At 73.2% G+C, this 23309-nt stretch carries 26 protein-coding genes; 5 read left to right on the forward strand and 21 right to left on the reverse strand.

Translation table 11 applies throughout. The features are described from left to right. Positions 1-45: 45 nt before the first annotated feature. Both BKA22_RS03225 and BKA22_RS03230 read right to left on the reverse strand, forming a co-directional pair. Positions 46-678, reverse strand: a complete 633-nt coding sequence (locus tag BKA22_RS03225) for a nucleoside/nucleotide kinase family protein (protein ID WP_146951428.1) — start codon at positions 676-678, stop codon at positions 46-48. Next, entirely contained in the window at positions 675-2315 is a 1641-nt protein-coding gene (locus BKA22_RS03230) for a bifunctional ADP-dependent NAD(P)H-hydrate dehydratase/NAD(P)H-hydrate epimerase (RefSeq protein WP_146951429.1), read from the reverse strand. The genes BKA22_RS03225 and BKA22_RS03230 overlap by 4 nt, the downstream gene beginning before the upstream one ends. Positions 2316-2419: 104 nt before the next feature. Here BKA22_RS03230 and BKA22_RS03235 point away from each other — a divergent pair, with 104 nt between their 5' ends. Continuing rightward, the gene (locus BKA22_RS03235; protein WP_146951430.1) at positions 2420-3406 is read left to right on the forward strand and encodes an LLM class F420-dependent oxidoreductase; all 987 of its coding nucleotides are present in this window, start codon (positions 2420-2422) and stop codon (positions 3404-3406) included. 61 nt (positions 3407-3467) lie between these two features. Here BKA22_RS03235 and BKA22_RS03240 read toward each other — a convergent pair whose 3' ends face one another. Together BKA22_RS03240 and glmS are read right to left on the reverse strand one after the other, a co-directional pair. After that, positions 3468-3821 (reverse strand): holo-ACP synthase, encoded by a 354-nt coding sequence (locus BKA22_RS03240; RefSeq protein ID WP_146951431.1) that lies wholly within the window; start codon positions 3819-3821, stop codon positions 3468-3470. A 52-nt stretch (positions 3822-3873) separates the two neighbouring features. Further along, positions 3874-5730 carry a glutamine--fructose-6-phosphate transaminase (isomerizing) gene (glmS, locus tag BKA22_RS03245; RefSeq protein ID WP_146951432.1) on the reverse strand — a complete coding sequence of 619 codons (1857 nt, stop codon included), beginning with the start codon at positions 5728-5730 and terminating at the stop codon, positions 3874-3876. 74 nt (positions 5731-5804) lie between these two features. Here glmS and coaA point away from each other — a divergent pair, with 74 nt between their 5' ends. Beyond that, the gene (gene coaA, locus BKA22_RS03250; RefSeq protein ID WP_146951433.1) at positions 5805-6755 is read left to right on the forward strand and encodes a type I pantothenate kinase; all 951 of its coding nucleotides are present in this window, start codon (positions 5805-5807) and stop codon (positions 6753-6755) included. Between the two features lie 8 nt (positions 6756-6763). On the opposite strand, the gene BKA22_RS03255 is transcribed toward coaA, so the two are convergent. The 7 genes from BKA22_RS03255 to BKA22_RS03285 all read right to left on the reverse strand — a co-directional run bounded on the left by BKA22_RS03255 (position 6764) and on the right by BKA22_RS03285 (position 12768). Beyond that, positions 6764-7312, reverse strand: a complete 549-nt coding sequence (locus tag BKA22_RS03255) for a hypothetical protein (RefSeq protein ID WP_146951434.1) — start codon at positions 7310-7312, stop codon at positions 6764-6766. 283 nt (positions 7313-7595) lie between these two features. Next, positions 7596-8297, reverse strand: a complete 702-nt coding sequence (locus tag BKA22_RS03260) for a DedA family protein (protein ID WP_218866503.1) — start codon at positions 8295-8297, stop codon at positions 7596-7598. Between the two features lie 239 nt (positions 8298-8536). Next, positions 8537-9202: a peptide deformylase gene (locus BKA22_RS03265; protein WP_223203403.1), complete on the reverse strand. Its 666-nt coding sequence runs from the start codon at positions 9200-9202 to the stop codon at positions 8537-8539. Continuing rightward, positions 9199-10548 (reverse strand): phosphoglucosamine mutase, encoded by a 1350-nt coding sequence (gene glmM / locus BKA22_RS03270; RefSeq protein ID WP_146951435.1) that lies wholly within the window; start codon positions 10546-10548, stop codon positions 9199-9201. The genes BKA22_RS03265 and glmM overlap by 4 nt, the downstream gene beginning before the upstream one ends. Before the next feature lie 115 nt (positions 10549-10663). Beyond that, positions 10664-11152, reverse strand: coding sequence for a 30S ribosomal protein S9 (rpsI, locus tag BKA22_RS03275; protein WP_146951436.1), 489 nt, complete (start codon positions 11150-11152; stop codon positions 10664-10666). Between the two features lie 41 nt (positions 11153-11193). Next, positions 11194-11643 carry a 50S ribosomal protein L13 gene (gene rplM / locus BKA22_RS03280; protein WP_146951437.1) on the reverse strand — a complete coding sequence of 150 codons (450 nt, stop codon included), beginning with the start codon at positions 11641-11643 and terminating at the stop codon, positions 11194-11196. 195 nt (positions 11644-11838) lie between these two features. After that, positions 11839-12768 (reverse strand): LysR family transcriptional regulator ArgP, encoded by a 930-nt coding sequence (locus BKA22_RS03285; RefSeq protein WP_146951438.1) that lies wholly within the window; start codon positions 12766-12768, stop codon positions 11839-11841. A 72-nt stretch (positions 12769-12840) separates the two neighbouring features. Here BKA22_RS03285 and BKA22_RS03290 point away from each other — a divergent pair, with 72 nt between their 5' ends. Further along, positions 12841-13455, forward strand: a complete 615-nt coding sequence (locus tag BKA22_RS03290; protein WP_223203404.1) for a LysE/ArgO family amino acid transporter — start codon at positions 12841-12843, stop codon at positions 13453-13455. Between the two features lie 21 nt (positions 13456-13476). Here BKA22_RS03290 and BKA22_RS03295 read toward each other — a convergent pair whose 3' ends face one another. Then, positions 13477-15165 carry an ABC-F family ATP-binding cassette domain-containing protein gene (locus BKA22_RS03295; RefSeq protein WP_146951439.1) on the reverse strand — a complete coding sequence of 563 codons (1689 nt, stop codon included), beginning with the start codon at positions 15163-15165 and terminating at the stop codon, positions 13477-13479. A gap of 96 nt (positions 15166-15261) precedes the next feature. Here BKA22_RS03295 and BKA22_RS03300 point away from each other — a divergent pair, with 96 nt between their 5' ends. Beyond that, the gene (locus BKA22_RS03300) at positions 15262-15714 is read left to right on the forward strand and encodes a DUF5709 domain-containing protein (protein ID WP_146951440.1); all 453 of its coding nucleotides are present in this window, start codon (positions 15262-15264) and stop codon (positions 15712-15714) included. 51 nt (positions 15715-15765) lie between these two features. Here the strand turns inward: BKA22_RS03300 and truA are convergent, their stop codons facing one another. Next, the gene (truA, locus tag BKA22_RS03305; protein WP_146951441.1) at positions 15766-16698 is read right to left on the reverse strand and encodes a tRNA pseudouridine(38-40) synthase TruA; all 933 of its coding nucleotides are present in this window, start codon (positions 16696-16698) and stop codon (positions 15766-15768) included. Between the two features lie 89 nt (positions 16699-16787). Here truA and BKA22_RS03310 point away from each other — a divergent pair, with 89 nt between their 5' ends. Continuing rightward, a complete protein-coding gene (locus tag BKA22_RS03310; RefSeq protein ID WP_223203405.1) occupies positions 16788-17558 on the forward strand; it encodes an ROK family protein in 771 nt (256 codons plus the stop codon). A 139-nt stretch (positions 17559-17697) separates the two neighbouring features. Here the strand turns inward: BKA22_RS03310 and BKA22_RS03315 are convergent, their stop codons facing one another. The 8 genes from BKA22_RS03315 to BKA22_RS03350 all read right to left on the reverse strand — a co-directional run bounded on the left by BKA22_RS03315 (position 17698) and on the right by BKA22_RS03350 (position 23070). Beyond that, a complete protein-coding gene (locus tag BKA22_RS03315) occupies positions 17698-18426 on the reverse strand; it encodes an alpha/beta fold hydrolase (protein ID WP_146951443.1) in 729 nt (242 codons plus the stop codon). Positions 18427-18738: 312 nt separating this feature from the next. Continuing rightward, a complete protein-coding gene (gene rplQ, locus BKA22_RS03320) occupies positions 18739-19260 on the reverse strand; it encodes a 50S ribosomal protein L17 (protein ID WP_146951444.1) in 522 nt (173 codons plus the stop codon). An 80-nt stretch (positions 19261-19340) separates the two neighbouring features. Further along, complete coding sequence (locus tag BKA22_RS03325; RefSeq protein WP_146951445.1) at positions 19341-20351, reverse strand: DNA-directed RNA polymerase subunit alpha; 1011 nt, start codon at positions 20349-20351, stop codon at positions 19341-19343. 140 nt (positions 20352-20491) lie between these two features. After that, on the reverse strand, positions 20492-20893 hold the full coding sequence (gene rpsK / locus BKA22_RS03330) for a 30S ribosomal protein S11 (RefSeq protein WP_146951446.1): 402 nt from the start codon (positions 20891-20893) through the stop codon (positions 20492-20494). Positions 20894-20974: 81 nt separating this feature from the next. Beyond that, positions 20975-21355, reverse strand: coding sequence for a 30S ribosomal protein S13 (rpsM, locus tag BKA22_RS03335; RefSeq protein ID WP_146951447.1), 381 nt, complete (start codon positions 21353-21355; stop codon positions 20975-20977). A gap of 214 nt (positions 21356-21569) precedes the next feature. Further along, positions 21570-21683, reverse strand: a complete 114-nt coding sequence (gene rpmJ / locus BKA22_RS03340) for a 50S ribosomal protein L36 (protein WP_013117849.1) — start codon at positions 21681-21683, stop codon at positions 21570-21572. A 64-nt stretch (positions 21684-21747) separates the two neighbouring features. After that, complete coding sequence (infA, locus tag BKA22_RS03345) at positions 21748-21969, reverse strand: translation initiation factor IF-1 (RefSeq protein ID WP_146951448.1); 222 nt, start codon at positions 21967-21969, stop codon at positions 21748-21750. 306 nt (positions 21970-22275) lie between these two features. Next, positions 22276-23070 (reverse strand): hypothetical protein, encoded by a 795-nt coding sequence (locus BKA22_RS03350; protein WP_146951449.1) that lies wholly within the window; start codon positions 23068-23070, stop codon positions 22276-22278. Positions 23071-23309: the final 239 nt, after the last annotated feature.

A 23309-nucleotide genomic window follows, 5' to 3' on the forward strand; every position in this document is an offset into this window, starting at 1 on the left:
TCCGCCCGGTGGCTCTGCGACCGGCCGGGCAGCCGCTCGGTCGCGTCAGGTCCGGTGGACGACGACGTCCGCGCGCGCAGCGGTCGCGACGACCAGCCGGGCGTTGTCCTCGTCGGGCCCGTGCGCCCACGCGTGCGCGGTGTGCGGCTCCTTGCCGAACTCCACGTGCCGTGCCACCAACCGGGCCAGGCGAACCCGGTCGTCGGGCGCGACGAACCAGGACTCGTCGAGCAGGCCCGCCACCGGGGTGAACCCGTCGCGGTCGAGCAGCAGGTAGTTGCCCTCGGTCACGACGAGCGGCACGTCCGGCGGTACGGCGATGGCCCCGGCGACACCGTTGCGCAGGTCGCGGCGGTACTCGGGCGCGTACACCGTCTCGCCCGGGTCGGCTGCGCGCAGCCGGCGCAGCAGTGCCACGTACCCGGCCGCGTCGAACGTGTCGGGCGCCCCCTTGCGGTCGGCCCGACCGAGCCGCTCGAGCTCGGTCTGCGCGAGATGGAACCCGTCCATCGGGACGACCACGACGTCGAGCGGTCGGTACCGCGCGATCTGGGCCGCGAGCGTGGACTTGCCGGCGCCGGGCGCACCGACCAGGCCGAGGAGGCGTCGGCGCCCGTCACCGCGGGCGGCCTGCAGGAGCGCGTCGACGCGTGCCCCCAGGTGATCGTCGAGGGTCATCGCCGGCCCCGCCGCTCCGCGACGGCAGCGCGGGCTCCACCGTTCGCCCCCAGGACGGCCGCGACGGTCGCGGGCAGCGCCTCGGCGACCGCCGACGCGGTGACCGGGCCGCCCGGGTTGGCCAGGTGGGCGGCCCGGCCGTGCACGAGTGCCGCCGCGGCCGCGAGCGCCGCCACGAGTCCAGGGTCGTCCGCGACCTCCTGGGAACGACCCGCGAGCAGTGCGCCCAGGATGCCCGCGAGCACATCACCGGAACCGGCCGTCGCGAGCCACGCCGGCCCGTCGGCCTGGGCGTAGACGGCACCGCCCGCCCCGACGACGACCGTCGTGGGGCCCTTGAGCAGCACGGTCGCTCCGGTGAGCTCGTGAGCGCGGCGGGCGTGCCGCAGCGGCTCCGCCTCGACCTGCGCCCGCTCGACCGGCTCGCCCCGGGCCCGCAGCAGCCGGGCCAGCTCACCCGCGTGCGGTGTCAGCACCACCTGCGGCCCGACCCGGGGCGGCAGCTGGTCGAGCGCACCGGCATCGACGACCGCGGGCAGCCCGTCGCTGACGGCCGCGTCCAGCGCGTCGGTGAGCGTGCGCCGTCGTGCGTGGTCGTGCGGGTCGACCCCGGGCCCGAGGACCCACGCCTGGACCCTGCCCTGGCCCACGACCACCTCGGGCCGCGCGGCCAGGACCGCCGCCGCCAGCGGCCCGCCGTCACCGTGCGGCGGCAGCTCGTCGCCCGGGTCAACCCGACCCGTCGGTGCGTCGGGGACGAAGCGCACCATGCCGACGCCCGCCAGCACCGCGGCACCGGCGCACAGGACCGCCGCCCCCGGGTACCGCGGGGTGCCCGCGACGACACCGAGCACCCCGCGCGCGTACTTGTGCGAGTGACGGTCCGGCACCGGCCAGAGCGCAGCGACGTCCTCCGGCGCGAGCCGGGCGACCGCCGGGCGCGCCGCGGCGAGGTCGAGGCCGATGTCGACGACCACGACGTCGCCCGCGCACGCGTCCGCAGGTGGCAGGAGCAGGCCCGGCTTCGCCCCCCCGAACGTCACGGTGAGGTCGGCGGGCAGCACGGCACCGCCGCACGTGCCGTCGTCCACCCCGATGCCGGACGGCACGTCGACCGCCACCACGACCGGGCCGTGCGGCGACCGTGGCGTCTGCCGCAGGGCCTCGACGAGGGCGCCGGCCGGACCACGCGCACCCGTGCCCGACGCGCCGATGCCGAGCAGCCCGTCCAGCACGACGTCCGCACCTGCGGCCGCACCGGCGGCCGCCTCGACGGTCGTCGTCGGCACGCCTCGCCCACCATCACCGCCGCCCGCCACCAGCGAGACGACACGGGCACCGGCCGAGCGCGCAGCGGCCAGCCCTCCGGCGTGCGCGCGTGCTGCGCAGGTCACGGCCGTGACCTGCACCCCGCGCCGCGCCAGCAGGGCTCCGGCGTGCAGCGCATCACCGCCGTTGTTCCCCGACCCGACGAGCACGACCACGCGCGCGCCCCGGACCCGTCCGCGGCGGGCACGCAGCACCCGCAGCACCTGCCCGTGCAGGGCGAAGGCGGCACGCTCCATGAGCGGCACACCCGCGGCGAGCAGGGGTTCCTCGGCGGACCGCACGACGGCGGACGTCCACGACAGCAGCACCCCACCATCCTGGCGGACGCCGGCCGGGCAGAGCGCGCCGACGGGTGCACCGGCACCCGACGGTTCCGTCGGCACCTGCACGGGCCGGGGGTAGCGTGCCGGGCATGCGCTTCGGACTCTTCATCCCTCAGGGGTGGCGGCAGGACCTCACCGGCATCGAACCCCGCGACCACTGGTCGGTCATGCACGGCCTCGCCGCCCACGCCGACGACGGCGACGCCTTCGACTCGATCTGGGTGTACGACCACTTCCATGCCGTGCCCGAGCCGAACGGTGAGGCCACGCACGAGGCGTGGAGCCTCATCAACGCGTACGCGGCCAGCACCCGCCGCGTGAAGCTGGGCCAGATGTGCACCTGCATGGCCTACCGGAACCCGGCGTACCTGGCGAAGGTGGCCGCGACCGCGGACATCATCTCGGGCGGCCGCGTGCAGATGGGCATCGGTGCCGGCTGGTACGAGCACGAGTGGCGCGCCTACGGCTACGGGTTCCCGCGGGCCGGCGAACGCCTCGCGATGCTCGACGAGGGCGTGCAGATCCTCGAGCACCTGTGGCGGGACGGGGTCGCCACGTTCCACGGCGAGCACTACCAGGTGGAGGGCGCCCAGCTCGCGCCCCTGCCGTTGCAGGTCGGCGGCCCTCCGCTGTGGATCGCCGGCGGCGGCGAGCGCAAGACCCTGCGCATCGCGGCGGAGCACGCGGCGTTCACCAACTTCGACGGCACGCCCGAGGGCTTCGCCCACAAGTCGCAGGTGCTCCGCACCCACTGCGAGGAGCTGGGTCGACCGTTCGAGGAGATCACCCGCTCGGCCAACTACAACGTGGTCATCGGCGCGGACCAGGGGGAGGTGGACGACCGCCTCGCCTGGCTCGAGGCGCACTACGCCCGCACGGTCCCCGAGCGCGCGGCGGGCATGGTCGACGACCTGCGCCGGGGGCCGCTCGTCGGCACGCCCGAGCAGGTCGTCGACACGCTGCGCTCGCTCGAGGCGCTCGGCATGACGTACGCGATCGCCAACTTCGCCGAGGCGGCCTACGACCGCTCCGGCATCGAGCTGTTCGAGCGCGAGGTCGTCCCCGCGCTGCGCTGAGGCTGACCTGCCGGGCAGCACCCGCAACCCCGACCCGGGGTCGGTCGCGGGTGCTGCCCGTTCAGTCCCGTTCGGCGACCACGACCGCCGAGGCGATCCCGGCGTCGTGCGAGATCGACAGGTGGAACCGGCTCACGCCGAGGGAGTCCGCCACCGCCTGCACGGTGCCGGTCACCTCGACGACCGGCTGGGCGCCGACGACGCGGCGCACCGTCGCGTCCTGCCAGCTCATCCCGGCGGGCGCACCCAGCGCCTTGGCGATGGCCTCCTTGGCGGCGAACCGCGCCGCCAGCGAGGTGTCGGGCATGGCCCGCTCCTCGGGCGTGAACAGCCGGACCCGCAGGCCCGGTGCCCGCTGCAGGGTCGCCACGAACCGGGCGACGTCGACGACGTCGATCCCGACGCCGACGATCACCTGGGCGCCCGCGCGGGCATCGGCCCGGGCCTGCGGTGCCCGGCGGTCACGCTCACTCGACGGTGACGGACTTCGCCAGGTTGCGCGGCTGGTCCACGTCCAGGCCCTTGGCCGTCGCGAGCTCGCACGCGAAGATCTGCAGCGGGACGACGCTCAGCAGCGGTGCGAGCAGGGTCGGCGCCTGCGGCACCCAGAACACCTCGTCCGCGTACGGGCGCACGGCCTCGTCCCCGTCCTCGGCGATCACGAGGGTCCGGGCACCGCGGGCACGGATCTCCTGGATGTTCGAGATCACCTTCGAGTGCAGCGAGTGCCGTCCGCGCGGGGACGGCACGATGACGAACACCGGCTGGCCGGGCTCGATGAGCGCGATCGGCCCGTGCTTGAGCTCACCCGCCGCGAATCCTTCGGCGTGGATGTACGCGAGCTCCTTGAGCTTGAGCGCGCCCTCCATCGCGACCGGGAAGCCGACGTGACGGCCGAGGAACAGCACCGACTGCGTGTCGACCATCCACCGGGCGATCTCGCGCACGCGACCGGCCCGGTCGAGCACCTGCTGGATCTTGTCCGGCATCGCCCGCAGCTCGGCGAGGATCGCCCCGACCTCGTCGGCGTACATGTTGCCGCGCAGCTGGGCGAGGTACAGGCCGAGGAGGTAGGCGGCCGTGATCTGCGAGAGGAACGCCTTGGTGGAGGCCACCGCGATCTCCGGGCCGGCGTGCGTGTAGAGGACCGCGTCGGCCTCGCGCGGGATGGTCGACCCGTGCGTGTTCACGATGGCGAGCACCTTCGCGCCCTGCTCACGGGCGTGCCGCACGGCCATGAGCGTGTCCATCGTCTCGCCGGACTGCGACACGGCGACGACGAGCGTGCGCTCATTGACGACCGGGTCGCGGTACCGGAACTCGTGCGCGAGCTCGACCTCGACCGGGATCCGGCACCAGTGCTCGATCGCGTACTTGGCGACGTGGCCCGCGTAGGCGGCCGTGCCGCAGGCGATCACCACGATCTTGTCGACCGCGCGCAGCACGGACTCCTCGATGTGGATCTCGTCGAGCACGAGCCGTCCGCCGACGTCCGTGCGGCCCAGCAGCGTGTCGGCGACCGCATGCGGCTGGTCGTGGATCTCCTTGTCCATGAAGGAGCGGAATCCGCCCTTCTCGGCCGCCGCAGCGTCCCAGTCCACCGTGAACCGGCGCGCCTCGACGGGTGCGCCGTCGAAGTCGGTGACGGTGACCGAGGACGGCGAGATCGTGACGACCTGGTCCTGACCGAGCTCGAGGGCCTCGCGGGTGTGCGCGATGAACGCGGCGACGTCCGAGCCGAGGAAGTTCTCCCCCTCGCCCAGCCCGACGACCAGCGGCGAGTCGTGCCGTGCGCCGACGACGACGTCGGGCACGTCGGCGTGCACCGCCAGCAGGGTGAAGGTGCCCTCCAGCCGGCGCGCCACCTGGGTCAGCGCGACCGTCAGGTCACCGGTCTGCTCGTAGGCGCGCGAGACCAGGTGGGCGGCGACCTCGGTGTCGGTCTCCGAACGGAACTCGACTCCGTCGGCCAGCAGCTCGGCCTTGAGCGTCGCGAAGTTCTCGACGATGCCGTTGTGGATCAGGGCAAGCTTGCCCGCGACGTGCGGGTGCGCGTTGACGTCGGTGGGACCACCGTGCGTCGCCCAGCGTGTGTGGCCGATCGCCGCAGTCCCGCTCGGCAGCGGCTCGTGCTCGAGCAGCTCGACGAGGTTGGCGAGCTTTCCGGCCTTCTTGGCCGTCACCAGCGCCCCGTCGGGCTCGACGACGGCGACCCCGGCCGAGTCGTAGCCGCGGTACTCGAGCCTGCGCAGACCCTCCAGCACCACGTCCAGGGGGCGCGCGCTGGGCACCTGGCTACCGACGTATCCGACGATCCCGCACATGCCGGGGAGTCTACCCAGGGCGCCCGACGACGGTGCCGCCCCCGGAACTGCTCCGCGTCCGGCACAATCGGGGCGTGCCACCGTCGCTCACCCCGGCCACCCCGTACGTCGACCTGGACCGCGACGCATGGACGCGCCTGTCCGCCTCGACGCCGCTGCCGCTGACCAACGCGGACGTCGAGCGTCTCGCCGGCATCGGCGACCCGATCGACCTCGCGGAGGTCGACGCGATCTACCGGCCGATCTCACGGCTCCTCGACCTGTACATCGAGGCCACCCGCGGGTTGCACGCGGCGTCGAGCACGTTCCTGCGCGAGGACGTCGGCGGCACCCCGTTCGTCATCGGAGTCGCGGGTTCGGTCGCGGTCGGCAAGTCGACCACCGCACGACTCCTGCGCGAGCTGCTGGCCCGCTGGCCCGCGACCCCACGCGTCGAGCTCGTCACCACGGACGGCTTCCTCTACCCGAACGCCGAGCTCGAGCGCCGCGGTCTGATGGACCGCAAGGGGTTCCCGGAGTCGTACGACCGCCGCGAGCTGGTGCGCTTCGTCTCCAAGGTCAAGGCCGGGCGGCCCGAGGTGCGGGTGCCCGTGTACGACCACCTGACCTACGACATCGTCCCCGGCGCGGAGCACGTCATCCGTCGGCCGGACGTGCTCATCATCGAGGGCCTCAACGTCCTCCAGCCGGCCCGCCCGACCTCGGACCGCACCTCCAACCTGGCGGTCAGCGACTTCTTCGACTTCTCGATCTACGTCGACGCGCGCACCTCCGACGTGCGCCAGTGGTACGTGGACCGGTTCCTCAGCCTGCGCCGCACGGCCTTCTCCCGGCCGGAGTCGTACTTCCACCGGTACGCGGCACTCACCGACGACGAGGCCGTCGCGAAGGCGGAGAGCATCTGGGACTCGATCAACGCGCCCAACCTCGAGCAGAACATCCTCCCCACCCGCAGCCGGGCCACGCTCGTGCTCACGAAGGGGTTCGACCACTCCGTGGAGCGGGTGCGGTTGCGCAAGCTGTGAGGCGGCCGTCAGCCGGTCGGTGAGGCCGCACGCTCCAACGCCGCCCGATAGGTGTCCGAGCCCGTCGCCTCGAGCACCTCGAGCGCCTCGCTGACCCCGGGCTGCGGCCGCCCGCACCGGTCGGTGGGCCACAGCGGGCGCACGGCCCGACCCATCGCGTCGACGAGCCAGAGCACGGGGACCAGCGGCTGCGGCCCGGTGCACGTCCCTGTCCGCGACGCCGAGGGCAGGGCCAGGGCGGAGACCAGCGCGTCGAGATCACCCTCGAGGCGTGTCGCGGTGATCGCACTCCACACGCCGTCGCTGTCGCGCAGCGTGCCGTCGAGCTCGCACGACAGCACGCTGACCGGCACGAACCCGCCCGGCACCTGGCCCGCGACCGGCGCGTCCGCGTGCGGCGAACGGGTGGCGACCACCTCCTGCGGGACGCCCAGGGCGGTCAGGACCTGCGGGGCCAGGCAGTCCGCCGCTGTCGCGACCTCGGCGACCGGGGTCTCGACACCCTGCGCCTGGGAGCTCGAGCACCCGCTGGTCACCGCGAGCACGAGCGTCGCCATCACGAGAGGGGTGCCGGCCCACGCCGACCGCGTCCTGCGACGTGACCTGGCGCCACCGGACCGGGACACGGGTGCACCCGACGTCGCCATCGCCCACCCCCGGTCCCACCCTCGGGTACGCCGCGGGCGGGGCCCGCGCGCACCTGTCGCTCGTCGACAGTCGTCACCGCACGACCAGCAGCCCCGGAGGGCTACCCGTGGAGCGGCAGGACCGACCACGGCGTCGACCCACGACCGAGCGTAAGCACCCGATCGGGTGAGGCCCGCGGGTGAGACCAGATCGTTAGCGTGCCGGGGCGGATCGTGAGCGACCCGTGACCGGAGGGGTCGTCGAGGGGTCCGTCACCGGGCCCGAGACAGGCGTCGCGTCGCCGTCCGCCCGGGTCTCGATCACCGGGGTCATGGGCATCCACCGGCGCAGGAGCCAGTCGACGACGAGTCCGATGAGGATGCCGCCCACGACGCCCGCCGCGATGGCGATCAGCGGGTGGTCGTGCAGCCAGATGCCCGCGCCGATGCCGATCGCGGTGCTGTACGCGGCCCAGGTCACGGCGGCGAGACCGGTCAGGAGCATGAACCGTCGCCGGCGGAAACCCAGCGCGCCGGCCGTCATGTTGACGGCGACCCGGCCGATCGGGATGTACCGCGCCGCGATGATGAACGACGCGCCCCGCCGGGCGAGCGCCCGTTCGGCCCAGTCGATCGTGCGCTGCGCCGCAGGGCGCTGCAGGAACCGCACCCTGCGCACGTCGACCTTGCTGCCGATCTGGTACGCGATCTGGTCACCGGTGAACGCCCCGGCCGAAGCCACGAGCATGACGAGCCACAGGTTCGGCTCGCCCGACGACATGGCGAGCGCGGCGAAGGCGATGATGACGGACTCGCTCGGGATCGGCGGGAAGAACCCGTCGATGGTCGCGAACAGGTACACCACGAGGAACACCCATGGTGACCCTGCCAGGGCCAGCGCCCACGCCTCGATCAACGTCCATCAGCTCCTGCGGTCGTCTCGTTCGTCGCACGCGGACAGGTGTGACGAGATGGCCGACCACGTTCGTCGGTGGTGCGCCCCCAGAGCACAACGGTAGGTCGCGCCCGCGCGTTCCGACATCGGGGATCCCCCCGAGTCCACCCCGGAGTCCCCGACGGCCGTCCGGGGGGACACCCCGACGACGGCTCACGCCGCGACGGGCCCGGGGCGGCATGGCGCCGGCCCGGTCGACGTCAGTCCAGCGGGAAGCCCAGGACCTGCGCGGCGGTCGTCGGACGCGGCTCGAGCAGCCAGCGCGCACCCTGCTCGTCGGACGCCGCCAACGACCGCAGGAGCGCCCTGTCGACGTAGAGCGTGCCGCCGAGATGGTCCGTCTCGTGCTGCACGATGCGCGCCGCCCACCCGTGCACGTGCTCGTCGAGCACCGTGCCGCGCTCGTCGAACCCGGTGAGCCGCACCTGCCGGGCGCGGGGCACGACCGCCTGGTAACCGATCACGCTGAGGCAGCCCTCGTAGAACCCGACCCGCTCGTCCCCGACCTGGGTGTAGGAGGGGTTGACGAGCACCCGGAACGGCACTGCCTCACGCTCGCGCACCCGCGCAGCCTCGGCGTCGACAGTGCCCGGGTCCTCGACCACCGCGATCGCGAGCGGCAGCCCGATCTGGGGCGCCGCCAGGCCCACTCCGGGTGCCGCGCGCATCGTGCGGTGCATCACGGCGAGCAGGCGCGCGAGCTCCTCGTCCGCGAGCTGCCCGTCGAACGGTGCCGCGACGGCCCGGAGCGCCGGGTGCCCGACCTGCACGATCGGCGCGATCCCTCGCTCGTCGGCCGCATCGAGCAGCCGGAGCGCCAGGTCGCGCAGGGCGACGTCACGCTCCCGCGCACCTGCGGTGGTCACAGCGCCAGCCGAGTCCGCACGACGTCCGCCAGCGTGTGCGCGACGCGGTCGGCGTCCGCCTGGGTGGCCGCCTCGACCATGACCCGCACGAGCGGCTCGGTGCCCGAGGGGCGCAGCAGGACCCGGCCCGTCTCCCCGAGACCGTCCTCGGCCTCACGCACCGCGTCGGCCAGCGACTCGTCCGTCCCGGCACGTCCCTTGTCGACGCCGGGCACGTTGACCAGCGTCTGCGGCAGGCGACGCACGATCCCGGCGAGCGCGTCGAGGGGACGACCGGTCGTGGCGACCCGTGCCGCGAGCTGCAGCGCGGTCAGCACGCCGTCACCGGTCGTCGCGTGCTCGGCGAGGATGATGTGCCCGGACTGCTCGCCACCGAGACCGAAGCCACCGGCCCGCATCGCCTCGAGCACGTAGCGGTCACCGACACCGGTCTCGACCGTGCGGATGCCCGCGTCCCGCATCGCCAGGCGCAGCCCGAGGTTGCTCATCACGGTGGTGACCAGGGTGTCGTGCGGCAGGACGCCCGCCTCGTGCAGCGCCACGGCGAGCACGCCCATGATCTGGTCGCCGTCGACGAGCACCCCGTGGCGGTCCACTGCGAGGCAGCGGTCCGCGTCGCCGTCGAACGCGACGCCGAGTGCGGCCCCCGAGGCGACCACGACGGCCTGCAGCTGCTCCGGGTGGGTCGACCCGCACTGCTCGTTGATGTTCCGCCCGTCGGGCGAGGCGTTGATGACCACCACGTCCGCGCCGGCCGCACGCAGCGCCGCAGGACCGACCTCGCTTGCCGCGCCGTTCGCGCAGTCGACGGCGATGCGCAGGCCCGCCAGGGGGGCGTCGATCGTCCCCACGAGGTGCTGGACGTACTGGTCCCCGGCGCTGCCGGTGTCGATGCGGATCCGGCCCACCTCGGCACCGAGCGGCCGTTCCCAGGTCTCGCCGATGCGCGCCTCGATGGCCGCCTCGAGCTCGTCGTCGAGCTTGTTGCCGCCACGGGCGAGGAACTTGATGCCGTTGTCCGGCATGGGGTTGTGCGACGCGGAGAGCACGACGCCCAGGTCGACGCCCATGGCCGCCGTCAGGTATGCCACCGCAGGGGTGGGCAGCACGCCGACGTTGACGACGTCGACCCCGGCGGAGGCCAGTCCGGCGGTCACCGCGGCGGACAGGAACTCGCCGGAGGCACGCGAGTCCCGCCCGACGACGGCCCGCGGCCGGTGGCCGGCGAACTCACCTTGCGAGCCGAGCACGTGCGCCGCCGCCACGGACACGTCGAGCGCGAGCTCGGCCGTCACGTCGCGGTTCGCGAGCCCCCGGACTCCATCGGTCCCGAACAGTCGAGCCATCCTGTGCTTCCTTCCGCCGTGCTGTCGTGCCCTCGTGCCGTCGACCACCCGCAGGTACGCCGATGGCCCCGCAGGTCTGTCGACCCGCGGGGCCATCGGGCCGCCACGCCAGGGATCAGCGCTTGGAGTACTGAGGTGCCTTGCGGGCCTTCTTGAGACCGGCCTTCTTGCGCTCGACCACGCGTGCGTCACGCGTGAGGAAGCCGGCCTTCTTGAGCACCGCACGGTTGTGCTCGGCGTCGATGGCGTTGAGCGCGCGGGCGATGCCCAGGCGGAGCGCACCGGCCTGGCCGGAGACGCCACCACCCGTGATGCGGGCGACGACGTCGAAGCGACCCTCGACGTCGACCAGCTTCAGCGGGGAGTTGACCAGCTGCTGGTGCACCTTGTTCGGGAAGTAGTCCTCGAGGGTGCGGCCGTTGATCTTCCACTGGCCGGTGCCGGGCACCAGGCGCACGCGGGCGACGGCTTCCTTGCGGCGACCGAGGGCCTGCCCCGGTGCCGTGATGCTCTGACCGCGACCCGTGGGGGCCACCGTCTCGGAGGTGTAGCTCGTGGGCGTGTCGTCGCCCTCGAGGTCGATGTCGACCGTGGTCTCGGCCACTGGTGTCCTCGCGTCCTGTGTCGTCGCGTCTCTCAGCGGGCTCACGCCTGCTGGGAGACCTGGGTGATCTCGAAGGGCTTGGGCTGCTGAGCGGCGTGCGGGTGCGCGGCACCCGCGTAGACCTTCAGCTTGCCGATCTGCTGACGGGCGAGGGACGTCTTGGGGAGCATCCCGCGGACAGCCTTCTCGATCGCGCGCTCGGGGTGCTTCTCGAGCAGGTCCGAGTACGCCGTCGCGCGCAGACCGCCCGGGTAGCCCGAGTGTCGGTACGCGAGCTTGGTCTCGCGCTTGTTGCCGGTGAGGGCGACCTTCTCCGCGTTGATGACGATGACGAAGTCACCGCCGTCGACGTGGGGGGCGAAGGTGGCCTTGTGCTTGCCGCGCAGCAGCGTGGCCACGTGAGTGGCCAGGCGGCCCAGGACGACATCGGTCGCGTCGATGACGTACCAGTTCCGCTCGACGTCGCCGGGCTTCGGGGTGTACGTACGCACGGGTCGTAGCCTTCGTTTCGTGTTGCGTCGTGTTCGTGCGGCCGCAGGGCGGCCGTCCGAGGATGGCTGTCGAGGCATCCCATCCGGCGAGTGGGCTCGCACCGGACCGCCATCGGTTCAGCTGGTGAGAAGCCAGCCGCGCTCGACAGGGGACGCACAACGACACAACAGAGTAGCGGCCCCCGCGGGAGGGGGTCAAAACGCGGGAGAACCGGCCCCCGTCGGCGACCGCCGACCGGACGCCGGACGCAGCCCTGACCGCGCCGCCGAGACCACCCGCGACGTCAGCAGGTCGAGCGTCGGCGTGCGCAGCGACCAGTGCTGCCAGTGCAGCGGCACCTCGAGCCACTGCCCCGGTGCGAACGGCACCAGCCCGCCGGCCGCGAGCGCCTGCGCGGCAGCACGCTCGGGCACCATGCCCCAGCCGAGCCCGGCCCGGACCAGGTCGACGAACGCCTGCTGCTCGGGCACGTGGTGCGCGGGAGGTCGCAGCCCGGGGCCGACCAGCTGCTCGACGAACCGGTCCTGCAGCGCGTCCTGCCGGTTGAAGGCCACGACCGGCGCGACCGCGAGCGCCTCGCGGGTGGGTCCGTCGGGAAGGTGCCTGCCCAGGTAGGACGGCGCGGCCACCGCGACGTAGCGCATGGCGCCCAACGGACGGCTCCGGCAGCCCTGCACCGGCTCGGCGTCGGCGGTGACGGCCGCCATCGCCGTGCCGTCCCGCAGGAGCCGCGCCGAGTGGTCCTGGTCCTCCCGGTGCAGCTCGACGAGGACGCCTGCGGGCAGGTCGACGAGCGCAGCGGGGAACCACGTGGACAACGAGTCGGCGTTGACGGCCACGGCGAGGCGGGTCGGGCCGCCGAGCACCTCGAGAGCATCGAGCGCGTCCTGGGCGAGCAGGTCGACCTGCCCGGCGAGGCGGACCAGCGCCTCGCCCGCCGCGGTCGCCCGGCACGGTCGGCTGCGGCGCACCAGGACGTGCCCGGCCTGCTGCTCGAGCGCCTTGATGCGCTGACTGACGGCCGAGGGTGTCACGTGCAGCCTGCGCGCGGCCGCATCGAAGCTGCCCTCGCCGACCACGGCGGCGAGGGCCTCGAGCTGGGCGAGGTCGAACGGGACAGTCACCTGAGCGATGCTAACGGACCTGCAGAAACCTGAACTGGACGCAGCATCGTGGCGTCCCTAGCGTCGGTGGACGTGACCGAACCGCTCGTGCCCGCAGCCGTCGCCGGGCTGCTCACCGGCCTGTCCCTCATCGTCGCGATCGGCGCGCAGAACGCGTTCGTGCTGCGTCAGGGCATCCGGCGCGAGCACGTCCTGCCCGTCGTCCTCGTGTGCGCGGGCGCCGACGCCCTGCTGGTCACCGCAGGCGTCGCCGGGCTGGGCAGGCTCGTCTCCGAGCACCCGGACGTGCTGGCGGCTGCCCGGTGGGGCGGTGCGGCGTTCCTGCTCGCCTACGGCGTGCTCGCCGCCCTGCGTGCGGGACGGCCGGCCACCCTGGAACCCGCCGACGCCGGCCCGGCGAGCCTGCGTGCCGTGCTCGCCGCCGCCCTCGGGTTCACCTTCCTGAACCCGCACGTGTACCTCGACACCGTCGTGCTGCTCGGATCGCTCGCGCAGCAGCACGGGCCGGGCGGCGGCACCGTGGCGTTCGGGGCGGGCGCGGTGACCGCGAGCGTGCTCTGGTTCGGCGCGCTGGGCTTCGGCGCCGCGCGGCTCGCCGGGGTGTTCGCCAGGCCGGCGGCGTGGCGGGTCCTCGACGGCACCGTCGCCGTCCTCATGGTCGGGCTCGCGGTCTCGCTCGTGCTGTGACCTCGGCCGGAGCCCGACCGCTCAGCGCACGCGGTCCACGCGGGCCACGTCCCAGACGGGTTCCGGCGTCTCGACGACCTCGCCGTCCGCGCCGAAGACCAGATAGCGGTCGAACGTCCGCGTGAACCACCGGTCGTGGGTGACGGCCAGGACCGTCCCCTCGAACCCCGCGAGCCCCTCCTCGAGCGCCTCCGCCGAGTGCAGGTCCAGGTTGTCCGTCGGCTCGTCGAGCAGCAGCAGCGTCGCACCGCCCAGCTCCAGCAGCAGGATCTGGAACCGCGCCTGCTGACCCCCCGACAACGTCTCGAAGCGTTGCTCCGCGGCCGCGACCAGGTCGTACCGGTCGAGCGCCTTGCTGGCCTGCTCCCGACCCAGCCCCGACCGGTGCTCGTCACCCCGGTGCAGGATCTCCAGCAGCGTGCGGCCGGCGAGGTCACGCTGACCGGCGCCGGCGTTCTGCGCGAACCAGCCCGGGCGGACCCGCGAGCCGAGCACCACCGTCCCGGTGTGCGGCACCGGCACGACCGGCGCGTCGTCCGCCGGCAGGTGCTCAGGACCCGGGTCGGAGCCACCACCGGCGAGCAGCCGCAGGAAGTGCGACTTGCCCGACCCGTTCGACCCGAGCACCGCGACCCGCTCCCCGAACCACACCTCGAGGTCGAACGGCCGCATCAGCCCGGTCAGCTCCAGGCCCGCGGCCACCACGGCCCGCTTGGCCGTGCGACCGCCACGCAGCCGCACCCGCACCTGCTGCTCCCGGGTCCGCACGGTCGGGGGCCCGGCCTCCTCGAACTTGCGCAGGCGGGTCTGCGCCGCCTGGTACCGCGACGCCAGCCCGTCGTTGAACGCCGCCTTCGTCTTGAGGGTCAGCACGAGCTCCTTGAGCTTGGCGTGCTCCTCCTCCCACCGGCGCAGCAGCTCCTCGAGGCGGTCGAGGCGGTCCTGGCGGGCCTGCGCGTAGGTGCCGAACCCTCCGCCGTGCACCCACACCTGCGCCCCGAGCACCGTCGGCTCGAGGGTGGCCACCGCCGTCGCCACGCGCGAGAGCAGCTCGCGGTCGTGGCTGACGAACAGCACGGTCTTCGACGAGGCGACCAGCCGCTCCTCGAGCCAGCGCTTGGTCGGCACGTCCAGGGCGTTGTCCGGCTCGTCGAGCAGCAGCACCTCGTCCGGCCCCGTGAGCAGCGCCTCGAGCACGAGCCGCTTCTGCTCGCCGCCGGACATCGTGCGCACCTGCCGGTCCTGGACGCGCTCGAACGGGATCGACAGCACCGCCTGCGTGATGCGGTCCCAGCCGGCCTCCGCCTCGTAGCCGCCGACGTCGGCCCAGTCGACCAGGGCGTGCGCGTAGCGCATCTGGGCGGCCTCGTCGTCGACCTCCATGATCCCGAGCTCGGCCACCGTCAGCTCGGTCGCCGCGTCCCGGACCGCCGGCGAGGCCAACGAGGCCAGCAGGTCCCGGACCGACCGGTCGTCGTCGATCCGACCGACGTCCTGCCGCATGACGCCGAGGCCGCCGCTGCGGACCACCGAGCCCGCGTGCGGCTGCTCGTCGCCCGCCACGATGCGCAGCAGCGTGGACTTGCCCGTGCCGTTCGGACCCACGAGCGCGACCCGCGAGCCCTCGGCGACGCGGAACGACACGTCCTCGAGCAGCGGACGTCCGTCGGGCAGCACGTAGCCGATGCCGCCGATGTCGAGATGACCCATCGGGCCAGTCTGCCGTCCGCGCGGGCAGTCCGGCGACGACATTCACCGCGGTCGCAATGGCTGGCGCCGGACGGCGGCGGGTGCGAGGGTCAGAGCATGAGCGAGCAGACCGAGGGCTTCCAGGGCCTGACACCGGACGTGGGCGGCGAGGGCGACACCGACCAGATCCCCCGTGAGGACAGCCTGCTCGAGCGCGGCGTCGACGACCTGCTCGACGAGGGCTACACGCTTCCCGAGCGCCCGCGCCCCACCCATTACGGCGAGACGCCGTGGGAGGAGGCGCACCGCGAGACGATCGACCAGCGCGTGCTGCAGGAGGAGCCCGAGGTCTGGGACGTCCGCCCGCACGTCTCGGGCGACCGCGAGGTGGGACGTGCCGGGCGCCTCGTGCAGGACGAGGCCGCCGTCCGGGCCGGGACGACCGACACGTTCGCCGTCGACGCCGGCGTCTCGGGCGGTGGCGCCAGCGCCGAGGAGGCCGCGGTGCACCTCGTCGAGGAGGAGTACGTGGACGACACCCGCTACGTCGAGGACGACGAGCAGGCCTGAGGCCCGCGTCTGAGGCCCCAGGCTGAGGCCCCAGGCTGCGCAGGAGGTCGCTCAGCCCTCCGCCGGCACCGCCGACGGGTGGACGTCGTCGGCCGCCCGTCGAGCACGGGTCTGCTCGGCCCGTGCCGCGAGCTCGGCGTCCGCCGGGTACGTGACCTGCTCGAGCGTGAGCCCGTGCGCCGCCACGACGGCACCCGCCGGGTCACGGCGCCCGGCGACCAGCACCCGCGCGGGCCAGTCCACAGGGCGGCGCCCCTCCCCCACAGCGAGGCTCGCGCCGACCAGGGCACGGACCATCGAGTGGCAGAAGGCGTCCGCCTGGACGTGGGCGACGACCAGGCCCGCGTCCGGCCCGCCCTCCGGGCGGGTCCACGTCAGCTCCTCGAGGGTCCGGATCGTGGTCGCGCCCTCGCGCTGCTTGCAGTACGCGGCGAAGTCGTGGCGCCCCACGAGCATCCGGGCGGCCTCGTCCATCGCCGCCACGTCCAGCGCGCTGCGGTGCCACAGCACGTGCCCGCGCGTCAGGGGGTCGCGCAGGACCGGGTCGTCGCAGACCCGGTACGCGTACCGGCGACGCAGCGCCGAGAACCGCGCGTCGAAGCCGACCGGCGCGTACGTGACGCGGTGCACCACCACGTCGGCAGGCAGGACCCCGGCCAGGCGGGTCAGGAGGGCGCCGGTCGGCTCCCGGTCGGAGCGGCCGGGCGTGGCGAGCAATGCCTCCCGGACCACGTCGACGTGGGCGACCTGCCCGCGCGCGTGCACACCCGCGTCGGTCCGGCCCGCGACGGTCACGCGCGGCGCGCGGTCCCCCCGGTGCGCCGAGCGCAGCACGACACCCAGGGCGTCCTCGAGCTCACCCTGCACGGAGCGCAGCGTCGGCTGACGCGCCCAGCCCGCGAAGGCGGTGCCGTCGTAGGCCAGATCGAGCCGGAGGCGGACGGTCACTCCCGATGCGGCGAGCTCGGCCGCGGCGACCGCCACGGGGGCGGAGGGCGACGGGAAGGGCGGTTCGTGGTCCGACGGCGTGCTCACGGGCGACCACGGTAGCCGCCCGGCGATACCGTGGCGGCGTGCCGACCCCCGCACCCGACCCGTTCACGCTCTCCGTCGACTGCGGCGGCGGCGGCATCAAGGCGTCCGTGCTCGACGCCGCGGGCACGCTGCACGCACCGGCGGTCCGCGTACCGACCCCCTACCCTCTGCCGCCGTCACGCCTGGTCGAGACCATCGCCGCGATCGCCGCAGACCTGCCGACGGCCGACCGCGTCACCGTCGGCATGCCGGGCATGATCCGGCACGGCGTCGTGGTCGCGACCCCGCACTACGTGACCCGCTCGGGCCCCCGCAGCGCCGTCGACCCGATGCTCGTGGCCGCCTGGGCCGGCTGCGACGTGCGCGCCGCCGTCGAGGCGCGGCTCGGTCTCCCCACGCTCGTGCTCAACGACGCCGAGGTGCACGGCGCGGGCGTCATCTCGGGCACCGGGGTCGAGCTGGTCCTGACGTTCGGCACCGGGCTCGGCTCCGCGCTGTTCGACGGCTCGCGACTGGCACCGCACCTGGAGTGGTCCCACCACCCGGTCCGGTGGGGTGTCACCTACGACGCGTACATCGGCCAGCCCGAGCGCGCACGCCTCGGTGACGGGCTGTGGTCCCGCCGGGTCCGGCGGGTCGTCGAGGGGCTGCGACCCGTCGTGCACTGGGACCGCCTCTACCTCGGAGGGGGCAACGCGCGGAAGATCACGCCCCAGGTGCTCGCCCGGCTCGGCGACGACGTGGTCGTCGTCCCCAACCAGGCCGGCATCGTCGGCGGGGCCCGCGCCTGGACGCTCGAGGCGACCTGACGCCCACGCCCTCGGCCCGTGGCCCCCGCACACCCGTGTCGTAGGCCCTGGGCCGGCTGCCGGGTGCCCGAGCCGGACCTCGCACCGCTGCACCCGTCCCGGTGCACCCGTCACCGAGGGCGCGGAACGCCGACCACGATCAGGACACGCGCGTCCGCTCGGCGGCATCGACCACGTCCGCCGCCTCGAGCACGACCCTGGTGAAACGCTCGGGCGCGACGAGGCTCACCAGGTGCGTCGCCCCGGGGACGACCACCAGCCGCCCGTCCTGGCACGCACGAAGGAACCGACGCTCCTGGGTCCTGAAGTGGTCGTAGCGACCGTTGACGAGCCAGACCGGCACCTGCACGCGGGCCAGGTCGCCGAGCGGGTCGACGCCGCGGGCTTCCTTCAGCACGCCGGGCACCACGTCCAGCGCGTAGCCGCCGGCCGCCACGTCAGCAGCACCCGCGGGCGGGAGCATCCGGTGCGCCAGTCGTTCGTTCAGCGCCGCTCCGGCGTCCGGCAGCCGACCGATCCCTCGGGCCGCGACGGACCAGCCCTGCAGCACGGGCCCCCACGGCACGGTCGAGCACGCCGCTGCGACGAGCCCGCTGACCTGCTCGGGGTGACGCGCCGCATGCGCGATGCCCGTGTAGCCGCCGAGCGAGAGACCGACCACCAGCGCCCGCCCGCCGAGCTCGTCGACGCCTTGGCGGACGGCGTCGATCGCGTCCTCCTGCGTGAACGCCTCGCCACGGCGCAGCCCGTGCCCCGGCAGGTCGATCGCGAGCGCGGTCCGCCCCGCGCGTTCCAGCGCCTCGACCTGCGCGCGCCACATGGTCCGCGACGAGCGAAGCCCGTGCACGAGCACCACGGGTGTCCCCATCCCCCGACCGTAGGGGCGCCCTCCGCGGGTCACCACCCGGACGCCCAGGCCTGCGAGCCGCAGCCGAGCCCGTCTGCCGTGGCGAGCACGACCACGCGCGCAGGGCGACGTGGCGGCGCGGACAGGACGGCAGGGCGGACGTGGTGGCGGCGCGGACAGGACGGCAGGGCGGACGTGGTGGCGGCGCGGACAGGACGGCAGGCCCACGAGCCGGCAGGGCGGACGTACCGGCGCCGGCGGGTGGGTCGGGACGCCGAAGGCCCGGTCCCCTCGCGGGAAACCGGGCCTTCGAAGCGTGCTGCGGGTGAGGGATCAGGCCTTGTCGGCGTCGCCCTCGGTGGTGTCCTCGACGACCTCGTCGGCGGGCGCCGCGGTCTCCTCGACGACGTCCTCGACGGGCGCCTCGACCGGAGCGGCCTTGGCAGCCTTGGCGGCGGCCTTCGTGGCCTCCTTGACGACGGCCTGCTTGGGCGAGACGGGCTCGAGAACGAGCTCGATCACGGCCATGGGCGCGTTGTCGCCCTTGCGGGCACCGATCTTGGTGATGCGCGTGTAGCCACCCTGACGCTCGGCCATGGCCGGGGCGATCTCGGTGAACAGCACGTGCACGACACCCTTGTCCCTGACGACGGTCAGGACGCGGCGGCGGGCGTGCAGGTCACCGCGCTTGGCGAACGTGATGAGGCGCTCGGCGAGCGGGCGAAGGCGCTTGGCCTTGGCCTCGGTCGTCGTGATCCGCTTGTGCTCGAACAGCGACGTCGCGAGGTTCGCGAGGATCAGCCGCTCGTGCGCCGGTCCGCCACCGAGCCGGGGACCCTTGGTGGGCGTAGGCATGATTCGTACTCCTTGAGTTCCAGTGATGGGCGCCGCGCCGGCCCCGGTCGGTCAGACCTGGGTCGGCGCGTTCCCCGGCGTCAGTACTGCTCGTCCTCGGTGAAGTCACCCTCGTCGTCGCTGTAGTACGCGGCGGCGGTCGGGTCGAAGTCGAGCGGGCTGTCCTTGAGCGTCAGGCCGAGCTCGGCGAGCTTCTCCTTGACCTCGGTGATCGACTTCTGGCCGAAGTTCCGGATGTCCAGCAGGTCCGCCTCGGACCGCGCCACGAGCTCACCCACGGAGTGGATGCCCTCGCGCTTGAGGCAGTTGTAGGACCGGATCGTCAGCTGCAGGTCCTCGATCGGCAGCGCGAGGTCGGCGGCGAGAGCGGCGTCCGTCGGGGACGGGCCGATCTCGATGCCCTCGGCCTCGACGTTGAGCTCGCGGGCGAGCCCGAACAGCTCGACGAGCGTCTTTCCGGCCGACGCGAGTGCGTCGCGCGGGCTGATCGCGGCCTTGGTCTCGACGTCGACGATGAGCTTGTCGAAGTCCGTGCGCTGCTCGACACGCGTCGCCTCGACCTTGTAGGTCACCTTGAGGACCGGCGAGTAGATCGAGTCGACCGGGATCCGGCCGATCTCGGCGTCGAACGACTTGTTCTGGTTGGCGGACACGTAGCCGCGCCCACGCTCGACGGTGAGCTCGATCTCGAGCTTGCCCTTGTCGTTGAGCGTGGCCAGGTGCAGGTCGGGGTTGTGCACCTCGACACCGGCCGGCGGCACGATGTCGGCGGCGGAGATCTCGCCCGCACCCTGCTTGCGCAGGTACATCACGACCGGCTCGTCGTTCTCCGAGGAGACGACGAGGTTCTTGATGTTGAGGATGATCTCGGTGACGTCCTCCTTGACACCCGGCACGGTGGAGAACTCGTGCAGCACGCCGTCGATCCGGATGGACGTGACGGCGGCACCGGGGATGGAGGACAGCAGCGTCCGGCGCAGCGAGTTGCCGAGCGTGTAGCCGAAGCCGGGCTCGAGCGGCTCGATGGAGAACCGCGAGCGGTTCTCCGAGATGACCTCTTCGGTCAGGGTGGGGCGCTGTGCGATCAGCACGGTGTGTTTCCTCTCAGCGGGCGTCCGCCATATGACGCTCCGCAGGTACTGCGGTCCGACCCGGTCTCGGTCCACCTGGTCGGGGAGCGGGTGCGGGACCGGTGCGGGTCAGAGCCCGCACCGGTCCCGGAAGACGGTCGTCAGACGCGGCGACGCTTCGGCGGACGGCAGCCGTTGTGCGCCTGGGGCGTGACGTCCTGGATCGAGCCGACCTCGAGGCCCGTCGCCTGCAGCGAACGGATGGCCGTCTCACGACCCGAACCCGGGCCCTTGACGAAGACGTCGACCTTCTTCATGCCGTGCTCCTGCGCACGACGCGCGGCGGCCTCGGCGGCGAGCTGCGCGGCGAACGGGGTCGACTTGCGCGAACCCTTGAAGCCGACCTGGCCGGACGACGCCGACGCGATCACGGCGCCGGACGGGTCGGTGATCGAGATGATCGTGTTGTTGAACGTGCTCTTGATGTGCGCCTGGCCGTGGGAGACGTTCTTCTTCTCCTTGCGACGCGGCTTGCGCACGGCGGTGCGGGACTTCGGAGGCATCTGCTTCTTCTCTCGTGGTCTACGGGGCGAGGCGTCCGGGACGGGTTCGCGCGAGGGCGCGTGGCGTCACCGGGCGGAGGGCTACTTGCGCCCGGCCTTCTTCTTGCCGGCGACGGTGCGCTTGGGGCCCTTGCGGGTACGCGCGTTGGTCTTCGTGCGCTGACCGCGCACGGGAAGGCCGCGGCGGTGACGCAGGCCCTCGTAGCAGCCGATCTCGACCTTGCGGCGGATGTCCGCGGCAACCTCGCGGCGGAGGTCACCCTCGAGCTTGTAGTTGCCCTCGAGGTAGTCGCGCAGCGCGACGAGCTCGGCGTCGCCGAGGTCCTTCACGCGGACGTCCGGGCTGATGCCGGTGGCGGCCAAGGTCGCCTGGGCGCGCGTGCGACCGACCCCGTAGATGTAGGTGAGCGCGATCTCGAGCCGCTTCTCGCGGGGGAGGTCGACGCCGATAAGACGTGCCATGTGCCTGGTGGCTCCTGTACTGCGTCGGAGGTCTTCCGCACCGCCCTCCCGCGTGTCCTCGCGGGCCCCGGCCTCCGACCGGGGGTTCGCCGTCCGGTTCGGGCCCGAAGGCCCACTCCGTCCGGAGTGGTGGTGCGCTTGCTGCCCTCCTGCGTCGCCGGAGGGCGGGTGGTGCTGGTTCGACCCGTGCACCCACGTGCACGGCGTCAGGGCATCAGCCCTGGCGCTGCTTGTGGCGCAGGTTCTCGCAGATCACCTGGACGCGACCGTGCCGGCGGATCACCTTGCACTTGTCGCAGATCTTCTTGACGCTGGGCTTGACCTTCATCGCGTGTTCCTCCGCCGCCGCACTCTCCGGGAGACCGGAATCCGACGGCGTGTTCGAGTGGTGGTTACTTGTAGCGGTAGACGATCCGACCGCGGGACAGGTCGTACGGGCTCAGCTCGACGACGACACGGTCCTCCGGAAGGATCCGGATGTAGTGCTGCCGCATCTTGCCCGAGATGTGGGCGAGCACCCTGTGGCCGTTCGTCAGCTCCACGCGGAACATCGCGTTCGGCAGTGCCTCGACCACGCTGCCCTCGATCTCGATGACACCGTCCTTCTTCGCCATGTCCTCCGCTAACTGTTGTCCGGGACGATCTGCCCACGGAAGGACCCGACCGCGCGGTCGCGACATTCCATGGAGGACGAGGCGCCTCATCGGCCCGACGCTCCCCCGACCTCAGAACGAGGTCAGACAGACGGCGAGGATCGATGCGGGCGCACACACCCAACGGACGATTCTACGCTATGGACCACACGCTGCGAAACCGGGGCCGGCGGCACGCACGACGGCGCCCGTGGGAGCAGCTCCCAGGGCGCCGTCGGGTGACTCTCGAGCTCGGCGGAGCGACCCGCCGAGCTCGTCAGGTGAGGGTCAGCGAGCCGCTCCACGGCGGCGCAGGACGAGCAGCACGCCACCCGCGGCGAGCAGCAGCACGGCCGCGACGGCCCCTGCGAGGGGCGCGGCACCGGTCGACGCGAGCTGCGCACCGGCCGCCTTGCCTGCCGTTTCGTCCGCGAGCACCTGCGTCACGACGGACGAGGTCGCCGTCGCGCTCGGCGAGGGCGCGGCGAGCACCTCGGTCACACCGGTCGACGGGGAGGCCGTCGGCGTCGGGGTCGCCGAGGGAGTAGCCGGCGCCACGGAGACGACCGGCGTCGGGGCGGCAGCGGGCGCCTCCGGGGTAGCCGTCGGCGCCGGTGTCGCCGCGTCGCACTCGGGCACGGTGACGAACTCGTCGAGGTTCCCGTGCCACGCGTCGTAGATCGGGCCGCCCGCCGTGTACCAGCCGATCCAGGAGTCGGGGTAGCTGGGGGCAGGGTTGTCGGTGAAGATCTCGACCCCGCCGTGGACGATGTCCTCCTGGATGCCCCACATGCCCGGGCCGCACACCACCAGTCCCGCCGCATCGACGGCCGCCTGGGCGCTCTCGAGCGTCACCGGGACGAAGTCGAAGGTGGTGCCTTCCCAGGCGGTGACGAAGTACTGCTGGGTCGAGTTCGGCCAGGAGCCGCGGATCGAGGGGTCGCGCTTGAGGTAGACGTAAAGACCGACCGAGCTTCCGCCGGACTTCACCGCAGCGGACGCCTGCCCCGAGCCCTGACCCCCGCCCCCTTGCTGGGCGCCGTCGTGGTCCGTGGCGGACGCCGCCGTTCCCAGCCCGATCACGGCCAACGCGGCGCCGGTAGCGACAGCCGTGACGACCGCGACGCTGCGGCGCAGGACAGAGACTCCAGGAATACCTCGCTGCATGGTCCACCCATCGGATGCGGGCAGGCGCGAGCGATCGAGCACCTGCCGGAGGACGCAGGCCCCGACGTCCCGCCCACGCGTCGCCGCACGAGCGCCCGTCCCCCCGACCCGCGGCGGGATCGTTCCCGCCAGGATCGACCATATCGGACATTTCT

Origin of the sequence: Cellulomonas soli (assembly GCF_013409305.1) — a bacterium.
Lineage (GTDB): Bacteria > Actinomycetota > Actinomycetes > Actinomycetales > Cellulomonadaceae > Cellulomonas > Cellulomonas soli.

Bases quoted from the DNA above. Each gene is read 5' to 3' on its own strand.
- glmM (WP_146951435.1), bottom strand. From the start codon at position 10,548: ATGGCTCGACTGTTCGGGACCGATGGAGTCCGGGGGCTCGCGAACCGC.
- rpmJ (WP_013117849.1), bottom strand. From the start codon at position 21,683: ATGAAGGTCAAGCCCAGCGTCAAGAAGATCTGCGACAAGTGCAAGGTG.
- BKA22_RS03315 (WP_146951443.1), bottom strand. From the start codon at position 18,426: ATGGGGACACCCGTGGTGCTCGTGCACGGGCTTCGCTCGTCGCGGACC.
- BKA22_RS03225 (WP_146951428.1), bottom strand. From the start codon at position 678: ATGACCCTCGACGATCACCTGGGGGCACGCGTCGACGCGCTCCTGCAG.
- BKA22_RS03300 (WP_146951440.1), top strand. From the start codon at position 15,262: ATGAGCGAGCAGACCGAGGGCTTCCAGGGCCTGACACCGGACGTGGGC.
- rpsK (WP_146951446.1), bottom strand. From the start codon at position 20,893: ATGCCTCCGAAGTCCCGCACCGCCGTGCGCAAGCCGCGTCGCAAGGAG.
- BKA22_RS03255 (WP_146951434.1), bottom strand. From the start codon at position 7,312: ATGGCGACGCTCGTGCTCGCGGTGACCAGCGGGTGCTCGAGCTCCCAG.
- infA (WP_146951448.1), bottom strand. From the start codon at position 21,969: ATGGCGAAGAAGGACGGTGTCATCGAGATCGAGGGCAGCGTGGTCGAG.
- BKA22_RS03235 (WP_146951430.1), top strand. From the start codon at position 2,420: ATGCGCTTCGGACTCTTCATCCCTCAGGGGTGGCGGCAGGACCTCACC.
- glmS (WP_146951432.1), bottom strand. From the start codon at position 5,730: ATGTGCGGGATCGTCGGATACGTCGGTAGCCAGGTGCCCAGCGCGCGC.
- rpsM (WP_146951447.1), bottom strand. From the start codon at position 21,355: ATGGCACGTCTTATCGGCGTCGACCTCCCCCGCGAGAAGCGGCTCGAG.
- BKA22_RS03295 (WP_146951439.1), bottom strand. From the start codon at position 15,165: ATGGGTCATCTCGACATCGGCGGCATCGGCTACGTGCTGCCCGACGGA.
- rplQ (WP_146951444.1), bottom strand. From the start codon at position 19,260: ATGCCTACGCCCACCAAGGGTCCCCGGCTCGGTGGCGGACCGGCGCAC.